16 protein-coding genes are annotated in these 19,044 nt (G+C 40.9%); 1 reads left to right on the plus strand and 15 read right to left on the minus strand.

What is annotated here, in order from left to right:
• Positions 1-260 precede the first annotated feature (260 nt).
• From QRD39_RS05695 to QRD39_RS05710, 4 genes are all read right to left on the minus strand, one after another.
• On the minus strand, positions 261-1,424 hold the full coding sequence (locus QRD39_RS05695; protein WP_285955944.1) for a MalY/PatB family protein: 1,164 nt from the start codon (positions 1,422-1,424) through the stop codon (positions 261-263).
• Between the two features lie 10 nt (positions 1,425-1,434).
• Positions 1,435-2,529, minus strand: coding sequence for a cystathionine gamma-synthase (locus tag QRD39_RS05700; protein ID WP_285955945.1), 1,095 nt, complete (start codon positions 2,527-2,529; stop codon positions 1,435-1,437).
• Positions 2,530-2,721: 192 nt separating this feature from the next.
• Positions 2,722-5,496, minus strand: a complete 2,775-nt coding sequence (locus QRD39_RS05705; protein ID WP_285955946.1) for a cation-translocating P-type ATPase — start codon at positions 5,494-5,496, stop codon at positions 2,722-2,724.
• A gap of 116 nt (positions 5,497-5,612) precedes the next feature.
• Positions 5,613-7,244 carry a putative polysaccharide biosynthesis protein gene (locus QRD39_RS05710; protein WP_285955947.1) on the minus strand — a complete coding sequence of 544 codons (1,632 nt, stop codon included), beginning with the start codon at positions 7,242-7,244 and terminating at the stop codon, positions 5,613-5,615.
• A 94-nt stretch (positions 7,245-7,338) separates the two neighbouring features.
• Between QRD39_RS05710 and QRD39_RS05715 the strand changes: the two genes are divergently transcribed.
• On the plus strand, positions 7,339-8,784 hold the full coding sequence (locus QRD39_RS05715; RefSeq protein ID WP_285955948.1) for a UDP-N-acetylmuramoyl-L-alanyl-D-glutamate--L-lysine ligase: 1,446 nt from the start codon (positions 7,339-7,341) through the stop codon (positions 8,782-8,784).
• Positions 8,785-8,845: 61 nt separating this feature from the next.
• On the opposite strand, the gene QRD39_RS05720 is transcribed toward QRD39_RS05715, so the two are convergent.
• From QRD39_RS05720 to tsaE, 11 genes are all read right to left on the minus strand, one after another.
• Positions 8,846-10,078: a lipid II:glycine glycyltransferase FemX gene (locus QRD39_RS05720; protein ID WP_285955949.1), complete on the minus strand. Its 1,233-nt coding sequence runs from the start codon at positions 10,076-10,078 to the stop codon at positions 8,846-8,848.
• Between the two features lie 290 nt (positions 10,079-10,368).
• Entirely contained in the window at positions 10,369-10,932 is a 564-nt protein-coding gene (locus QRD39_RS05725) for an LOG family protein (RefSeq protein WP_002889158.1), read from the minus strand.
• 64 nt (positions 10,933-10,996) lie between these two features.
• The gene (gene rbfA / locus QRD39_RS05730; protein ID WP_021145060.1) at positions 10,997-11,350 is read right to left on the minus strand and encodes a 30S ribosome-binding factor RbfA; all 354 of its coding nucleotides are present in this window, start codon (positions 11,348-11,350) and stop codon (positions 10,997-10,999) included.
• Between the two features lie 98 nt (positions 11,351-11,448).
• A complete protein-coding gene (gene infB / locus QRD39_RS05735; protein WP_285955950.1) occupies positions 11,449-14,286 on the minus strand; it encodes a translation initiation factor IF-2 in 2,838 nt (945 codons plus the stop codon).
• 18 nt (positions 14,287-14,304) lie between these two features.
• A complete protein-coding gene (locus QRD39_RS05740; protein WP_002889162.1) occupies positions 14,305-14,607 on the minus strand; it encodes a YlxQ-related RNA-binding protein in 303 nt (100 codons plus the stop codon).
• A complete protein-coding gene (gene rnpM, locus QRD39_RS05745) occupies positions 14,600-14,896 on the minus strand; it encodes an RNase P modulator RnpM (protein WP_008535929.1) in 297 nt (98 codons plus the stop codon). The genes QRD39_RS05740 and rnpM overlap by 8 nt, the downstream gene beginning before the upstream one ends.
• A 20-nt stretch (positions 14,897-14,916) precedes the next feature.
• A complete protein-coding gene (nusA, locus tag QRD39_RS05750) occupies positions 14,917-16,107 on the minus strand; it encodes a transcription termination factor NusA (RefSeq protein WP_002889164.1) in 1,191 nt (396 codons plus the stop codon).
• 65 nt (positions 16,108-16,172) lie between these two features.
• Positions 16,173-16,646, minus strand: coding sequence for a ribosome maturation factor RimP (rimP, locus tag QRD39_RS05755; protein ID WP_037613382.1), 474 nt, complete (start codon positions 16,644-16,646; stop codon positions 16,173-16,175).
• A gap of 150 nt (positions 16,647-16,796) precedes the next feature.
• Positions 16,797-18,050: a glycopolymer--peptidoglycan transferase LytR gene (gene lytR, locus QRD39_RS05760; RefSeq protein WP_285955951.1), complete on the minus strand. Its 1,254-nt coding sequence runs from the start codon at positions 18,048-18,050 to the stop codon at positions 16,797-16,799.
• Between the two features lie 8 nt (positions 18,051-18,058).
• A complete protein-coding gene (locus tag QRD39_RS05765) occupies positions 18,059-18,580 on the minus strand; it encodes a GNAT family N-acetyltransferase (protein WP_285955952.1) in 522 nt (173 codons plus the stop codon).
• Positions 18,573-19,016 (minus strand): tRNA (adenosine(37)-N6)-threonylcarbamoyltransferase complex ATPase subunit type 1 TsaE, encoded by a 444-nt coding sequence (tsaE, locus tag QRD39_RS05770; protein ID WP_008535919.1) that lies wholly within the window; start codon positions 19,014-19,016, stop codon positions 18,573-18,575. Before tsaE ends, QRD39_RS05765 begins: the two co-directional genes overlap by 8 nt.
• Positions 19,017-19,044 lie beyond the last annotated feature (28 nt).

Below are 19,044 nucleotides of genomic sequence, written 5' to 3' on the forward strand. Positions count from 1 at the left end.
GTATCAAAGTATTAACGCCTAAAACAAGCAATTCTATAAGCTTCTATAGTCGATGAGATTTAAAATAGCAAAATCTAATGTTATTTATATTTTTTCTAATCTTATTTACATATTGTTGCCTGGAAAAGAGAAAATTAAGAACATCACTGTCTTTAATGAGTTGGAACTTGCGTCACTCTTATATTTTTAGTTTCACAATAAAAATCTTACTCTATGTATAGACAAGAAAAAGTGATGCAGAAGCCTAGCATCACCTTCTCTTATTTGCCAAAGACAGAAACCAGACGTTTTACACCTTCAGCAACAACTGTTGTTGGGGTCGCGACGTTGAAACGGAAATGTTTTTCCCCTTCAGAACCAAAAGTAATTCCATCATTTAGGACCACCTTGGCTTCTTCTTTAAGTAAGCGTCCAAGTTCATTATGATCTTGTTCATAAGCTGAGAAATCAAGCCAAACTAGGTAAGTACCCTCAGGTTTCATCACTTTAATATTGGTCTTTTCACTAAGTTCTTTAGTCAAAAGATTAATATTTGTTTCAATAACAGTCTTCAATTCTTCTAACCAAGCTTGACCGTAGGTCAAGGCAGCCTGAGTCGTTATCAAACCAATGGTTGGAATTTCGTGTTGGTTATTAGCCAATTGTTTTTGTTTAAAAGCCTTACGCAAGTCTTCATTTTCAATAATAGTAAAACTATTTTTAGTCCCAGCAATATTAAAGGTTTTTGTCGCTGAACTAAGGACCAAAGTAAAATCCTTGTAAGCATCAGAAATAGTGTTCATAGAGACATGCTTATTCCCATACAAGGCCAAGTCTTGGTGGATTTCATCAGATACCAAGAGGACACCATGTTTCTGGCAGAGGTCTGCTACCTTGGCCAATTCTTCCTTAGTCCAGACACGACCACCTGGATTATGTGGGCTACAGAAAACATAAAGTTTAACCTCATTATCAACGATATCACGTTCCAATTGTTCAAAATCAATTTCGAAATGCCCATTAACCTTAACAAGACTATTCTCAATCAACTGACGATTATTCAAACGGACAGAACGAGCAAAAGGCGGATAAACTGGTGTGTTGATGAGAACAGCATCGCCTTCTTTCGTAAAGGCTTGAATAGCTGTTGAAATGGCTGGGACAACGCCTTCAATGAGCACAATACTCTCTTTATCAACGACGTAACCATGTTGATTTTTTTCCCAATTAATAATGGACTGATAAAGCTCATCACTTGGATAAGGATAACCAAAAATATGTGTCTCAGCATAGTTGATGACTGCATCCCTAATCTCAGGAACAGGTAGGAAGTCCATATCAGCAACCCAAAGCTCAAGGAGTTCTGGATTACTTTCGGCTTCGTGCCATTTCATAGTGTTTTGGTTTAAGCGATTTGGTTGTGTTGTAAAATCATAACATGTCATAGATAACTCCTTAAAGACTAAGGGCATTTTCCAAGTCAGTAATCAAATCATCAGCTGCTTCAATACCAATTGACAGACGAAGCAAGTCGTCTGTCAATCCATACGAAGCACGCACATCACTTGGAATATCTGCGTGAGTTTGTGTTGTTGGGTAAGTAATCAAACTTTCAACACCACCAAGACTCTCTGCAAATGTAAAGACCTTAAGAGCATTGATAATAGTTGGAATCTTATCTTTGTTAGCCACTTTGAAGGAAATCATCCCACCCTTACCTGGGTAGAGAACTTCTTTGACAGCAGATGATTTTTTCAAGAAAGCCACAACTGCTTGAGCATTAGCCGTCGAAGCCTCCATACGAAGTTTTAGGGTCTTAAGTCCACGCATGAGCATATAGCTATCAAATGGAGACAAATTTGGACCAGTAGTGTTGAGGTTGTAACTGAGCTTATCATAAAATTCCTGGTTGCTAGTAACAACAACACCTGCCAAGACATCATTATGACCAGAAAGATACTTAGTCGCCGAATGAACAACAATTTCAGCACCTAGTGGAATCGGGGTTTGGTAGATTGGACTATAGAAAGTATTATCAACAATAACCACCGCACCCTTTTCATGGGCAATCCGAGCTACTTTCTCAATATCAAACTCAATCATAAGTGGGTTTGTCGGTGTTTCAATATAGACAATATCAGTGTCTTCGTTGATAGCCGCAATCATTTCATCTTCTGTGTTAGTGTATTCAAAGAAGAAACGTCCTTCTTTTTCTTTGTCGTTGAACCAACGGAAAGAACCTCCGTAAAGGTCACGTGCAGCGACAACCTTGCTACCTACAGGGAAAATTTCAAAGGCTAAAACAATAGCACTCATTCCTGAACTTGTCGCAATAGCATAGTCTGCCTTTTCAATAGCAGCTAATGCTTTTTCCACCGTTGAACGGGTTGGATTCTTCGTTCGTGTATAGTCAAAACCAGTAGAATGTCCAAACTCTGGGTGTTGGTATGTTGTTGAAAAATGAATAGGGGAAGCCAAGGCTCCTGTTGCTTCATCCGAATTGATTCCAGCATGTGCCAGAATAGTTTCTAATTGATATTCTTGTGTCATAATTTGTCCTTTCTACTCGGTAAAGTGGATATACTCCATATCTATGTCCTCTATTTTATCACTATTTTCTGAAAAATAATGGGAAGTCCATCATACGGATTCTTGATAGTTAGTTATAGTTAATATCTATAACCTTTTGGGCATCCTCTATATCTATTAGTAATAACTTAAAAGTAAGCCGTCGGCTTACTTTTAATCAAACAGTCTGTGCCTTATTTCCTCTAGAGCCATAATGATAAATGGACAGAGGAGTAAATAAAGCCAGTCATCAAGACCAATCGGAGCTGTATTAAAAAGAGTGTGGAAAAGAGGCACATAAGACAGGAGAATAAAGAGAATGATTTCTAAGACAATCCCCAGACTAATAATTCTATTAGCAAATGGTTTGATTTGGAAAATAGATCCTCTACCCTTGCGACTATTCATAGCCATACCAATCTGTGTGAAGATGATGGCTCCCAAGGTCATGGTTGTTGCCTCTCGGTAAAGAGGTCCTGAACTAGTTAGATAATTCAGGTGCCCTTGATTAACCCAATAATTAAGGAAGAAGGCCCCCATAGCCAAGACAGACTCAATCATACCATACCAAGCAAAGGCTTTTAATAGTAATTGTCGATTCAGCAAACGATCTGATAGACGTCTTGGTGGTCTGTTCATAACGCCTTCTTCAGGTGGCTCAACCCCCAGTCCCAAAGCTGGCATCATATCCGTTCCAAGGTCAATAGCTAGGATTTGCATAACTGTTAAGGGAAGAGGAATACGCCCCAAGGAGAACAAGAAGAAAGCAGAGGGAATAGCTTCTGGAGTATTAGAATTAAAAATATAGGTCAAAAATTTTTGAATATTTCGGTAAACGGCACGTCCTTCTTCAACAGCATGGACAATAGAAGCAAAGTGGTCATCCGTTAAAATCATATCGGCAGATTCCTTGGCTACGTCAGTTCCCGATACCCCCATAGCTACACCGATGTCAGCCTTTTTAAGAGCAGGGGCATCATTAACACCATCACCAGTAACAGCAACAACCTCACCAAGTTCCTGAAGTGCATTGACTACACGATATTTTTGTTCAGGAGCTACACGAGCAAAAACAATCTCCCCTTTAAGAGCTTCTTTGAGATCTTGGTCGGTCATATCTGCCAGTTCAAGACCTGAAACAACACGGGCATTGTCACCTTTTACAATTCCAATTTTCTTGGCAATACTAAGAGCTGTCAACCCATAGTCACCTGTCACCATGATAATGCGAATACTGGCACGGTGACATTGCTCAATTGCTTCACGGACACCTTGACGTGGGGGATCACTCATGGCAACGAGTCCCACAAAGACCATATCTTCTTCGAGGGTCCGCATATCCCACTCGTCTTCTTTGATATGTTGGCTTTCCAAAGGACGATAAGCGACAGCTAAAACACGCAAGCCGTCACGAGCAAATTGATCGTTAGCAGCAAGAATAGCTTGACGTTCTGTAGTGGTCATAGATTTGATTGCTCCTTGACCATCATAATAGTCTGAGCAAAGTTCCATCACTTCTTTAGGCGCACCCTTAGTGATGGAAATATGGTGACTACCATCCAGACCTTTTTCGAGACTATGTACTGTTGTCATCCGTTTACGGTCAGAATCAAAGGGAATTTCTTTAATCCGAGGAGCCCAGATGTGGTTGTCATTTAAATCAAGGCCTGCTTTTTCTGCAAGAACATTAAGACAAGCTTCAGTCGGGTCTCCCAAGACCGTATAATTGGGATTGTCAGCACTTGGCGCAACCACTTGAGCATTACTAGCCAAATGAGAAAAGCGGACCAGACGATTCAGGAGGTCATTTTCTTTAAGAGAAACAGGGTGACCATCCTGCTCAATGTGTCCTTCTGGTGCGTAACCTAGTCCAGTCACCTCATAATTACCTGACAAGGTCCATAAATGATTAACTGTCATGGCATTTTGAGTCAGGGTCCCTGTTTTATCTGAGCAAATAACAGAGGTTGCTCCGAGTGTCTCAACAGAAGACAATTTTTTCACTAAAGCATGTTCTTTAGCCATGCGCTGTACAGCCATAGCTAGAGATAGAGTAACTGTAGGAAGTAGCCCCTCAGGGATAAAGGCAACAATCATACCCAAGGCAAAGATGAAGGCTTGAGACAAAGGTTGGTGAACAAATAGTGTTGCTGCAATCATAAAGAAGAGACCTACAGATACTGCGATGACCGAAATCTGTTTGGTCAAATGGTCTAGTTCCTTTTGCAGTGGACTTTTTTCCTGAGCTAGGTTTTGCGTCAAGTCTGCAATTTGTCCGAACTCAGTTTTCATACCGATGGCTGATACTATAAAATGTCCAGAACCAGAGGAAACTGTGGTACCTGCAAACACCATATTGTCATATTCCAAATCAGTCTTATCAGGAGCCAAATCTGCTTGGTCTGATTTATAAATGGGATTAGACTCACCAGTGAGGGCAGACTGATTTACTTGCAAGTCTGTCACAGCAATCAAACGTCCATCTGCAGAAATACGGTCACCTTCTTCAATGAAAACCAAATCACCTGGCACCAAGTTCTGTGCAAGGATTTTATCTTCCTTTCCATCACGAAGAACTCGGGTGTAGGATGGAAGAAGCTTATTCAGTGCTTCCGTGGCTTGACTTGCCCTATATTCTTGAATAAAGCTAAAAAGACCGTTAATGATATTGACCAACCAAATCGCAATCCCCAGCTCCAAGCTATGAGAAATCACAGCAATACAGCCACCGACCCACAATAAGAGGGCCATGAGACTGGTAAAATGCCTGAAAAAGGTCAACCAAATAGGTTCTTTCTTGCTTTCTTTCAACTGATTAGGACCATAAGTTGCTTGTCTCTTTTTTACTTCTTGTGTGCTTAACCCTTGAGGGCTTGTTCGCAACACCTGATAAACCTGATCAGGGGTACAGGTTCCTAATTTAGTATCTCTCTGTCTAGAACTACCCATAATCCTTTCCTCGATTCTAAATCATAAAAGCGATTTCATATTTACGCCCTCATTATACTCCTTTTTCAGAAAATGTTGAAAGAAAAAAACCAAGCTACAAGACTTGGTTTCAAATACTATTTAATATGTAATTTAGCTCGTAATCTAGCTGCTCGAGCACCAAGCAATTGGTCAGCCATACGCGTCACAAGAGCAAGCACACCATAAACCAGAATACCCAGGCCGCCTCCTAATACTAGATGAATGACACTTCCCATACGGCTTGTTGGAGATAGGATAAATTGGAACAACCAGTAGAAGACAGCAACTGGAATAGCCATGAGGACTGTAAGAATACAAATAAGTAGAGCTTTTCTAAAAACTGTCTTACGACTAAAATGCGTAACTGTGTGAAGGCGCTTATACATGAGAGCAATGGGAACACCTAAGCCGATAGCTGTTGAAATAACCGGGCCGAGAGCTCCTAGGAAAATAATCAATGGTAGCTGAAGAATTGCCTTAACCACGACCCCAATCGCAAAATAATTGATAGCTTTACGGGTCTCAAAGATGGCCTGAAGCATTGGTGCTAAAACACTATACAAGGCCAGGAAAATCACTTGAATCAAACTAGCAGCAAAAAGCAAATGAGCCTGACTGTCTGGTGCTCCATAAAAGACTGTGTAGAGTGGTTTGGCTAAAATCACTGAACCCGCAATAGCAGGTACAATAAAGAGCAAGAGTAACTGTAGATTATTAATAATGAGTTTGGCCACCCCTCGAAGGTCCTTTTTAACCATATTTTCCGTTAAGAGTGGAATCCCAACCCCAGCAATAGAAATAGCAACGGCAATCAAAATCATAGTAATCTTACTTGGGTTTGAAGACAAATAAGCATAGAGAACCTGAAGCTGACTGTTACTATAGCTTGTAAACTTCTCCATAGTACGGATGAAGGTCCATTGGTCAATCAACTGGAAAAGTTGAACCGCTGACCCAGTGATAATGAAGGGGATGGCTTCCTTAAATGTCTCAATAACAATTGCAGTTGGATTGATATCAGGATGAACGGCCTGCTTACCAAAAAGACTCTTGAGCTTACCTTCCTTCCAAAGGTAGAAGAAAAGCACCCCATAACTAGCCAACATACCGATGAAAGCGGCAAACGTCGATTGAACAACGGCAGTCACGTAGTCACCTGTCCCAATCCTCATAATGAAGAAAGTTGCCAACAGCATCCAAATGACACGAATAATCTGCTCCGCAATCTGACTCAAGGCGTATGGCTTCATGTTATTGAAGCCCTGGAAAAAGCCTCGTAAAACAGACATAGATGGAAAAATAACAACCGCCCAAGAAAGACTACGCATCACTCGAACCAAGTCTCCATCTCCCCCTGAAAGATAAGACATCCAAGGCGAAGCGAAGTACATGAAAACCCCAAAAATGACGCCCAGACCGACCATGTAATACAAGATACGCTTGAGTAGAAAGAAGCTCGTTTCCATTTTGCCGAGAGTATTGTATTTAGACACCTGCTTGGCAATGGCGACTGGAATCCCTGCTGTCGAAATCAAAAGGAAAAGGGCATAAATATTATACCCCTGACCAAAGAGGGCATTGGCTTGGTCTCCTTGTTTGCCCATCCAAGCATACCAAGGAATAATGTAGAGTGCCCCTAAGAGACGACTGATAATATTGGATGCTGTCATCCATGCCGTCCCTCTTAGCATCTGCTGCTGCTGTGTGTCAGTTTTAGTTTCAGTCATAACTTTCTTTCTAGAGAATAAAATATAATCTAGTTTATTATAAACTTTTGGCTGTGACTTGTAAAACAAGAACATTAAGGCTAAAATAGGAACTATGATTACTATTGAACAAGTTCTAGAGGTTCTTAAAAAGGACCGTAATTTTAGAGATATTATTGACCAAGGTCACTACTACTATTCATGGACTGGAGTGACTTTTGACCATCTTTCTTACGACAGTCGTGATGTCACACCATCTTCCCTCTTCTTTGCCAAGGGAGCTGGCTTCAAGCGCGAATTTTTAGAAAATGCTGTCAAAACAGGCTTAAGCTTCTACGTATCCGAAAAAGATTACCAAGTGGGAATCCCTGCCATTATTGTTTCAGATATCAAGCAAGCTATGAGCCTCGTTGCTCAGGCCTTCTACCAATACCCTCAAGACAAGCTGAAATTGCTGGCTTTTACTGGGACAAAAGGGAAAACAACGGCGGCCTACTTTGCCTATAACATTCTTAAGCAAAGTCATAAACCTGCTATGCTTTCAACCATGAACACGACACTAGACGGAAAAACCTTCTTCAAGTCTACCTTAACAACACCTGAGAGTTTGGATCTTTTCCGTATGATGTCCGAAGCTGTTGATAATGGCATGACCCATCTGATTATGGAAGTTTCAAGTCAGGCCTATCTAACCAAACGTGTCTATGGGTTAACCTTTGATGTAGGCGTCTTTCTTAACATCAGTCCAGACCACATCGGGCCTATTGAACACCCAACCTTTGAAGACTACTTCTACCACAAGCGTCTGCTCTTGGAAAATAGTCAAGCAGTCATCGTCAATAGTGGTATGGATCACTTCGATTTTGTTGCGGAGGAAGTCGCTGATAAAGACCACGACTTCTATGGTAAGGACTCTGAAAATTCCGTTCAACATAGCTCAGGATTTAGCTTTAAAGCAAAAGGTAAACTAGCTGGTGATTACGATATCCAACTCATCGGTGACTTTAATCAGGATAATGCTATGGCTGCTAGTTTAGCCTGCTTACGTCTTGGAGCCAGTCTTGAAGACATTAAAAAGGGGATCGCTCAAACCTCTGTTCCAGGTCGTATGGAAATTCTCACTCAGGCAAATGGTGCTAAGGTATTTGTCGACTATGCTCACAATGGTGACAGTCTAGACAAGCTCTTGCAAGTCGTAACTGACCACCGAAAAGGTAAGATTGCTTTGATACTAGGAGCTCCTGGAAATAAGGGGGAAAGCCGTCGTAAAGACTTTGGTCATGTCCTCAACACTTACCCCGAGGTAGATGTCATCTTGTCTGCTGATGACCCTAACAAGGAAGACCCCCTTACCATCTGCCAAGAGATTGCTAGTCATATCAATCGTGAGGTGCGTATCATTGTTGATCGTGAGGAGGCCATCAAAACTGCCATGTCTGAAACTACAGGCTCAAAAGATGCCCTTGTTATCGCAGGTAAGGGAGCTGATGCCTTTCAAATTGTAAATGGTAAACGCACTGATTATGCTGGTGATATTGAAGTCGCTAAGAAATACTTGTAAACAACAAAAAGTCAATTGAGGTATTACAATTAGCCTCAATTGACTTTTTTCTATATGGAAACTAGTCCTTACCTAGTGTCTTCTTAAAAATATCGTAGAAGGGATTGAGGGTCTTATCAAATGAGCCAACAAGCGTCTCTAATTGTCCGCCAAACTGACGCTTAAAGTTAAAGTTTCCTTTGCCAGAACTAGCTGCCTCAGTTTCAATAGTACCGTAAAAGTTAAAACGCTTTTTAGCCTTACTTTTAGCATATTTTATCATCTCCCAATGAAGCAAAACCGCCCCACCAAAATTAAGGTAGGCTTCATCATTACCTCCGTAAAAGCTGACAATTTCCGGACCATAATTCATGAAGAGATAAGCTGAAAGCGGTAATTTGTCAGTCTTGATTTGGTAAGACTTGAATTGCTCTAAGCGCTTGTAGTAGCTTCTCAGCTGATCCTCCGCATCTGCTATTTGACCCTTGGTACGTTTTTTCTGAGGACCTTCTTTTAAAGCCTGAATCTTGGCTTCAAAAGACTGAATATTCTCGTCAAGATAAGCTAGATAGGCTGGACAATCCAAATAAGCCAACATAAACTTTGCAGATTTGCCAAAACATTTTTTTAGATTTTGAAAATAAACCAGCGAATGAACAGAAAATCCCTTTCTCTCCGCCGTTCGACTTAAAATATCGTAGAACTGGTCAAGTTGATGCTCATCCAACTCTTCAATCTTGACATTCAGAGCAGTAAATTTTTTGAGGTCTCGCTTCAATGATGGAGAAAAGGCAGCAAGAATCTCATCAGAACTAGCAAAATTTTCAATTGGCTTGACAAACATCTGGTTAACTACTAAAGATTGCTCCGAATCCAAAGAGTGCTCAAAACCTAATGTTTCAAATACCTTTAGCACATCACTGGCCTTATCTACTTCGATATTTTCAAGCTTTTCATTTCTAATAAGATTTGTCAGATAAGGGTGTATGGAAAGTGTGGCAATATTTTTCTTTCTTAAATAGAGTATTAAAGCCTCAAGTAGCTCTGTCAAACTATCAAGAGAGTGGTAATTTAACAGGGGCCCATGTAACAAGAGGGCCTTTTTAAATATACGAAAGCTCTTCTTATAAACGACTATTGTTTGGCCTACCCTTAAGCCATCTCTTTCGAAAACCAGAGCTTCTTCTTTTTCTATATGGTCTTGACCCTCCTGAAGTTTGGACATCTCAGCAGACTGCAGAAAATTGGCACACTTTGCGGTTACCTGTGTGTTTTGATAATCCTCAAAACTAACACTTTTAACCCTAATAGACATTACTATCATCCCTTCCGTTTCATCCTATATCCCACATTTCCCTAAAATCATTAAATGCTTTTAATGATTGGCAAAGTTTTCCAAACCAAGAGGGGTATTTGGTGATTATGAATGTTACTCACAGATGATGAGGAAAATTAATTAAATTATTAAAATTACAAACATCATTATATACAAAATTATTGTCTTTGTTAAGCCTTTTGGGTGATTTTCTGAAACTTACACGAATGTTCATCTGATTATAAAAAGTCCTTCCACTTAAATGCAGAAGAACCTTTCTTCACCGATACTTACCTATAACGTCGCAATTGAGGCGGGGTATAAGACTGAACAAAGGCCTCAATTTCAGCAAAATCATCTGTAAAGAGGAATTTTGCAGCCGTTTCAGCCTCTAAAAAATCATGAGCAACCATGGTATCTAACATGGCCTTCATGGCATCATAATAGCCGTTTAGGTTAAAGAAAACACAGGGTTTGTCCAGCTTACCCACACGAGCAGCAGCAATGGCTTCTGAGATTTCTTCAAGTGTCCCGAGACCTCCTGGAAGGGCAATAAAGAGCTCACCCTGCTCTAACATAGCTGTCTTGCGCTCTGCCATCGTTTCTACTATCGTCATTGAGGTCAATCCCTCATAAGCAATTTCTCTATCCTTAAGAAATTGCGGCATAATCCCATGAACCTGTCCACCATTTTCCAAAACAGTATCACCAAGAACCCCCATAAGACCCATCTTACTACCACCATAGACTAGGGTATGTCCATTTTTAGCAATCCAGCGACCTAAGGCAATTGTTGCCTCCTTAAAGCTTGGACTATCTCCCATATTAGCACCCAAATAGACTGTAACTTTCATCGTAGTCCTCCTTTTTTTTCTATTATAAGGCAAAATTCCTGCCATAATTGACAGGAATGTTATCTTAATCTTTACGCTCCAAACTACGAAGCATTTCATCAATTTTATTACCGTATTCGATAGATTCATCCTTGATAAAGGTCAAATCTGGGATCTTATACATGGTCAAATTTTTACCAAGTTCACGTTTGATGGTACCAGTCGCCTTTTCAAGTCCCGTTTGGGCCTTTTGACTATCTGATGCCAAGTTTGAATGAATGGTATAAAATACCTTTGCAGCTGACAAATCGCCAAGCATTTGCACATCGGTAATGGTTACATCTTGAACACGTGGATCACGAACCTTCTTTTGAAGAATTTCGTTGACTTCACGTTTAATTTCCATCCCAACACGGTCTATACGAAATGAATTTCCCATAGTCTCATCCTTTCATTTTCTTATAATGGAACAAAAGCCAGGCCTGATGACCTAGCTTTGTTTCCTAAGTCAGCTCTTTCTGAGAAATCTGACAAAAATTAACGTTTGATTTCTTCCATGATGTAAGCTTCAATAACGTCGTCAACTTTAATATCGTTATAGTTTTCAATCATCAAACCACCCTCTTGAGCGTTTCCGACTTCTTTAACATCATCTTTAAAGTGTTTCAAACTTGCCAATTTACCATCGAAAATAACAACACCATCACGGATGACACGGGCACTTGATTCACGAGTAATTTTACCGCTAGTAACCATGAATCCACCGATTGTTCCGACTTTAGAAACTTTGAAGGTTTCACGAATGATTGCTTCACCAAGGATTTTTTCTTCAAATTCTGGATCAAGCATACCTTTCATAGCATCTTCGATTTCTTCAATAACCTTATAGATAATGCTATGAAGACGAATTTCAACTTCATCAGTTTCTGCTTGTTGGCGAGCTTGAGGGGTAGGGCGAACGTTAAATCCGATAACCACAGCGTCTGAAGCTTCCGCAAGTGTAATATCAGATTCATTGATAGCACCTACCGCTGAGTGAACAACGTTCACACGAACGCCTTCAACATCAATCTTAAGAAGTGATGCTGCCAAGGCTTCAACAGAACCTTGTACATCGGCCTTGATGATAACATTAACAGTCTTCATTTCACCAGCTTTAAGGGTATCAAAGAGGTTATCCAGACTAACACGGTGTGTTTGTTGACGTTGCTTCATAAGAGCACGTTTTGCACGTTCTTCACCAGCCGCACGGGCCGCTTTTTCATCTTCATATACGGCAAAATGGTCACCCGCCATAGGAGCTTCATTCAAACCAGTAATGGAAACTGGTGTTGATGGCGCTGCAGTCTTAATGCGACGACCAAGGTCATTAGTCATAGCACGGACACGTCCGAAGGTGTTACCAACAACGATTGGGTCTTGAACATGCAAGGTACCTTGTTGAACAAGGAGGGTAGCAACTGCACCTTTACCTTTATCCAAACGGGCTTCGATAACAGTACCGATAGCACGAACACTTGGATCCGCTTTAAGCTCTTCCACTTCAGCCACAAGAAGAACGGTTTCAAGCAATTCTTCAATGTTTTGGCCAAATTTAGCTGAGATTTCAACAAACTCGCTATCGCCACCCCAAGCAGTTGAGATAACGCCATGCTCTGCTAATTCACCGATAACACGTTCTGGGTTAGCACCTGGTTTATCAATCTTGTTAATCGCAACAATGATTGGAACACCAGCAGCCTTAGAGTGGTTGATAGCTTCAATCGTTTGTGGCATAACACCATCATCCGCTGCTACAATCAAGATAGTAATATCCGTAACAGAGGCACCACGAGCACGCATAGATGTAAAGGCCGCGTGTCCAGGAGTATCAAGGAAGGTAATTTTCTTACCACCCTCTTCAATTTGGTAGGCACCAATATGCTGTGTGATACCACCAGCTTCTCCAGTCGCAACACGTGAGTTACGAAGAGTATCAAGAAGGGTTGTTTTACCATGGTCAACGTGTCCCATGATAGTAACAACTGGTGCACGTTCTACCATAGCATCTTTGTTAAGGTAATCTTCATCAACAAAGAAACGTTCGATATCAGCATTGTCAACTTCTTCTTTCTTGGTTGCTTCAATGCCATAGTCAACCATCAACAACTCAATGGTATCTCCATCCAGAGATTGGTTTTGAGTTGCCATAACACCCATCATGAAGAGTTTTTTAACGATTTCAGCTGGCTCACGTTTAATACGTTTTGCGATTTCTGCAACCGTCATACCCTCAGTGTATTCGAATTCTTTTGGCAATTCATGGAATTTACGCTCGGTTACTGGTTTTGGAGCCGAATTACCACGGTTGTTTTTACCTTTTTTATTTTTGTTTTTGTTCCAGTTACTATTTCGTTGATTTCTCACTTGGTTTTGATTATTCCACTTATTATTTCTTGTTTGCTTAGGTCCATCTTCATTCTCGCGACGATTATCACGTGATTTATCAGGACGTGCCTTTTTACGACGTGTATCTTGTGCTTGTGCAGCTGGGGCTGGTTGAGCAGCCACCGGAGCTGGTTTGGGAGCTGGCTTAGCTTCAGCAACTGCTTTTTGAGCGGCTACTTCTGCCTGATGCTTCTCTTGTCTTGCCTTTTCCTGCTCTTTTGCACGGCGTTGTTCTGCAGCTTTTTCTTCACGGAAACGCGTTTCACTTTGACGTGAATACTCTGCATTTTGCTCTGCCTTCAAGGCTGCTGCACGCGCTTTAAAGTCAATACGTGGACCTGCCTGATTGTTGTGGGCAGCATCATTACGCTTATTTCGACCTTGATCATTGCGCTGTTTAGCTTGGAAATTACGGTCACGATTATTTTTGTTATCACGGTTTCCGTTATTACGGTTTCCTTGACCATTTCCATTTTGGGTACGACGGTCATTATTGTGACGTTTACCTTGATCGTTACCTTGTTTATTGCGATTACGGTTACGGTTGTCACGACCACCACCATTTTGGCGACGCTCTGCTTCTGCCTTAGCACGTGCTTCACGTTCTGCCTTAAAGTTACGACTTTGTGGCTTTTTCGGCGTCACAGGAGCTTCTTTAGCTTCAGCCTTTACGGTTTCCTTAGCAGGAGCCGGTTTGGACGTCGAAGCCTTTTCAGCTTTTGGCGTAACCTTCTCTTTCTTAGGAGCTGGTGCTACTTTTGGAGCAGGCTTACTTTCTACCTTAGCTGTGCCTCCTTTTAAACTTGAAGTGATACGATTAGCATCAGCTTCTTCAACTGATGAGGAGTGGCTTTTAACAGAAAGCCCTAGTTCTTGCGCCTTTGCGACAACAACCTTACTTTCTACACCAACCTCTTTTGCGATTTCATATAATCGTTTCTTTGACACGTGATGCCCTCCTATTCTTTAGTCCATAAGAGTCCTCATTTTCTTTGAAAATCCAGCATCAACCACAGCAACCGTTTTTCTCGGTTTACCAATAGCCATGCTTAATTCCAGTGCGTTAAACACTGTGGAGAATTCTATATTATAGTAGTTACATTTATCAGTCATCTTTTTAGTCACATTACTACCAGCGTCATTGGCAAGAAAGACTAATCTTGCCTTTCCTGATTGAACTGCCTTGATGACAAGTTCTTCGCCAGAAATAAGTTTTCCAGCCCTTTGCGCTAGTCCCAGTAAATTGGACAATTTTTCTGTGTTATTCAAGACCTAACTCTCTTCTTTTGACCTTGTGATCCACATAGGCGATAAGTTCATCGTAAAAACTTTCAGGAACTTCCATTGAAAAACTATGATTAAAAGCTCGTTTCTTTTTAGCTTGGAGAGCTTCCTCATTATCTAATTTAATATAAGCTCCTCGGCCATTTTTCTTTCCTGTTGGATCAATGAAAATCTCACCATCTTTAGTTTTCACAATACGGAGCAAATCACGTTTATCAATGATTTCTCCTGAGACAACTGATTTTCGTAAAGGTATTTTTCGTGTTTTAGCCATCAAACACCTCTAAATTCTTTTTATTCTGCTTCTGTTACTTCTTCTGTTGTGACTTCAACAGGTGTAGTTTCTTCTGCAACAACCTCGTCTACAACTTCTTCTGTAGCAGCCTCAGCTTTTTCAGCTTCAAGAGCTTCATATTCAGTAGCTGACTTGATATCAATACGATAGCCAGTCAAGTGAGCCGCTAAACGAACGTTTTGTCCACGACGACCAATCGCAAGTGACAATTTATTATCTGGAACAACAACTGTCGCACGCTTGCTATCATTTTCGTCAAAGAGGACATAATCCACTTCAGCAGGTGCAATAGCGTTGTAGATAAACTCAGCTGGATCTTCAACCCATTGAATAACATCGATATTTTCTTCAACAGGAACTTCAATACCTGTCTTAGCATCCAAACGTGTTGGATGGAAGCGGCTGACCACCTTTTTGATATTACTTCCACCACGTCCAACAATGGTACCAATGGCATCAACGTTAGGGTTATGGCTACGAACAGCAACCTTAGTACGATCACCAGCTTCACGAGACACACTCATAATTTCTACAGTTCCATCAAATACCTCAGGAATTTCTTGTTCCATGATACGTTTGATGAACTCAGGATGGCTACGGCTTACAAAGACGTTAACACCTTTTGGATTATTTTCCACTTTATAAACATAGACATCGATCACATCGTGAGACTTAAAGCTTTCGCCAGGAATTTGATCTTGACGTGACAATTGAGCCTCAAGAGTCCCGAGATTGACATAAATGAAACGTTGGTCAAAGCGTTCAACTGTTCCTTGCATGATTTCACCTTCATGTTGTTTGTAGTCATTATAGGTGATTTCACGCATTTGCTTACGCATTTTTTCCATGATGGTTTGCTTAGCAGATTGCGCTGCCACACGACCAAATTCATCCACTGACTCTTCGAAACGAATCTTATCACCGAGTTCGTAGGCAGAGCTAATAGCAAGCGCATCTTTAAGACTGATTTCCAAGCGGCTATCAAAGACTTCGTCTACAACTTCACGAACAGTATAAACTTGGAAATCACCTGTTTTTTCATTAAATTCAACAACAGCTGATTCTGATTGACCATAACGACGCTTGTAAGCTGATTTAAGCGATTCAACCACAGCTTCGATGATATCATCCTTGTTAATGTGTTTTTCTTCTTCCAAGACACGGAAGGCTTCTAGCATTTCTTTGCTCATATTCTTTGTCGTTTTAGCCCTTCAAAGGCAAAACTGGCATCCTTTCTTTATTTACACTAAGAGTTCTAGAGTTTGACTGCCAAACGAGCTTTAGCAACTGTTTGATAGGGAATCTCAACAGTTTTATGGCGAGTCTTATCAAGATAATCAATTGTTAGGGTTTCCCCATCAAAGGCCACCAAGTCACCTTGGAAAATCTTAATCTTATCAATAGCCTTGTAAAGACTAACATTGATATACTGACCAACAGCATTGGTCAAAGCTTCTTTGGTCTTCAAGGGACGCTCTAACCCTGGACTAGATACTTCCAGCATGTATTGGTCCGGAAAGGGATCAGGCTGAATAGTATCCAAGAGAGGACTGATAATTTCAGTCAGGTCTGCAGTATCTTCGACAGTAATACCACCTGGCTTATCAATCAAAACGGACAAGACATAGTCACTGCCAAGCTTTTCATACTCGATATCGACCAATTCGTAGGGCTCAGGAATAGCTGGTGCTACGACAGCCGTCACGAGATCAATAATTTTTTGTGACATTATGACCTCCTTACATACACAAGAGACGAAGTTTCTACTCCGCCTCTCTTTCATTATTTTACTATATTATAGCATAGCTCATAAACCATTGCAAGGAATAATCATATCACAATATAGACATAAGAAAAAGGATGGGAATTCCCAATCCTTCTATTGCGTCACCGGAGCAGAACTATAAGTAGTCACACCAGAACCACCATTATTGTAAGTGGCACTTGCCGTACCTTGATCCTGAACATAGCTACCTGTTGTACCACTATAATTACTGCTATAAGTGGTGTTCCCACCATAAGTATTTACTGAAGCACTACCCGCTCCCTCTATAGTGGCACCCTCATACACTCCAGAGGATTCATTAGAAGCTGCACTTGATTTCGAATTAACGAAACTATCAGAGCCATAACTTGATGCTCCTGAGCCAGAGAGAACCAAGGATGTCTTAAGATTAGACTCAGAAACCTTTTTCTTACCGACTTCTTTTCTAATGCGGTTCTGTACTTTCAAGATATCTTCAGTTGAAGCCATTTGGTAGCTTTCACCATTAATCATGGCATCCGAACCAGCCAACTGATAAGACTTAATATTTTTAAGGGCATCACTATAACCCATCAAACTACGGAGAGTATCTGTATCACCAAGCTCAATACTTGTTTGCACATTTGAGCTCACAGCTGATAAGATTTTTTTGTAGGAACCAATAGAGTCCATCTTCAAAATCTTGGCAACAACCTTCTGAATAACCTCACGTTGACGTTTTTGACGACCATAGTCACCATCAGGGTCATCATAACGCATACGCGAATAAACCAAGGCTTGTTCACCATTAATTTTGTGGGTTCCTGGCTCAACTTTTGCCTGAAATTCTGGTTCATTCTCTGCAATTGAAATTGGAAAATCGAAATGATTGGTTACTTCAATACCACCTACGGCATTAACCAGATCTATCATCCCTTGCATATTAATCAGTGCATAATAGTCAATATCAATGTCTAAAACCTTTTGAATCGTCGAGATAGCCAAGTCGGCGCCTCCCTCGGCATAGGCTGCATTCAGTTTGGCTTGTCCCGACCCCTCAATATCCGTCAACAAGTCACGTTCTAGACTGGTCATGGTTGTTCTCTTAGTCTCAGGATTCACCGTCACCAAAATCATGGTATCAGAGTTTCCTTCCCAGGTTTCCTTGCGTTCTTTAGACCCCGTATCAACCCCCATTAACAGGATAGTTATCGGTTTAGTCTGTTGAATCGCCTTGCTATTACCTGTGGTTGCCTTAGACATCCTAAATGTCTTTGACAATTCACCAGTCGCATAGTTGTAGGTTGTCGTTAGGTAAATACCCGCAGCTACTACAGTAGTGGCAAAAATCGCCAACAACATTAATAAAATTTTTCGTCCAAGTTTCATATTTTTTCCTAATCTATAAGTTTAGCCATAAGGTAAACGTCTAGAAATTCTCCATTTTTAGTTCTGGCACCACGTTTCTTAGTGCCTTCGATGTCAAATCCAAATTTACGATAGAGGTGAACTGCCCGTTCATTACGTGCTTGAACCGTCAACTCTAAACGACGAATAGCCGGTGTATGATTGGCCCAATCAATCATTAATTCCATAAGAGACTGACCAACGCCATGTCCCCAATAGAGCTTAGAGACCGCAATAAAGACATCACCGATATGACTGGTTTTAGTGTCTTGGTCAGCAGTAACATTGCAAACACCAATGACCTCATGGCCTAATTTCGCCACTAAACAAATTTCGTTAGTCACATTTTGGTGACTATCAATATAGGATGCTAGCTGTTCAGTACTCAGGACAGAACTCCTATCATCCTGGGCTAAAAAGTCTGACTCCAAGGCCACTGTCTCAAGCAATGAAGCCAACGAAGTTGCATCTTCTCTTTGGGCTTCTTCAATGACTAATTCTTGATCAGCCATTTAATATAGCCTCCTGAATTTCTTGGCTTCTCGGTCCAAAAGCTTCGAACGTCAACTGTCGTCCATCACCATGATGAGCTATCGAAATCAAGAGATAATCCCCTAAAAGATCCTCATCCAAGAGCTCACCCCACTCGATAATCGTCACACCGTCGCCATATAGAAAATCATCCAAGTCAATAGAGTCTGGATCATCGCCTATACGATATACATCTAAATGATATAGTGGCAAACGTCCTTCATACTCCCTAACGATAGTGTAGGTCGGACTTTTAATCATCTGTGAAATATTTAAACCTTTGGCAATCCCCTTCGTTAAAGTGGTTTTGCCCGCTCCCAGATCACCTGAGAGAACAATTATATCACCAGAATTGAGCAGGCTACCAATGTTTTGACCAATGCTTATCAATTCTTCTTCATTTCGACTGTAAATCATGTTTTCATTATATCAAAAAATAAAAATA

The sequence above is a fragment of the Streptococcus raffinosi genome (assembly GCF_030284685.1).
GTDB classification, from domain to species: Bacteria; Bacillota; Bacilli; order Lactobacillales; family Streptococcaceae; genus Streptococcus; species Streptococcus raffinosi.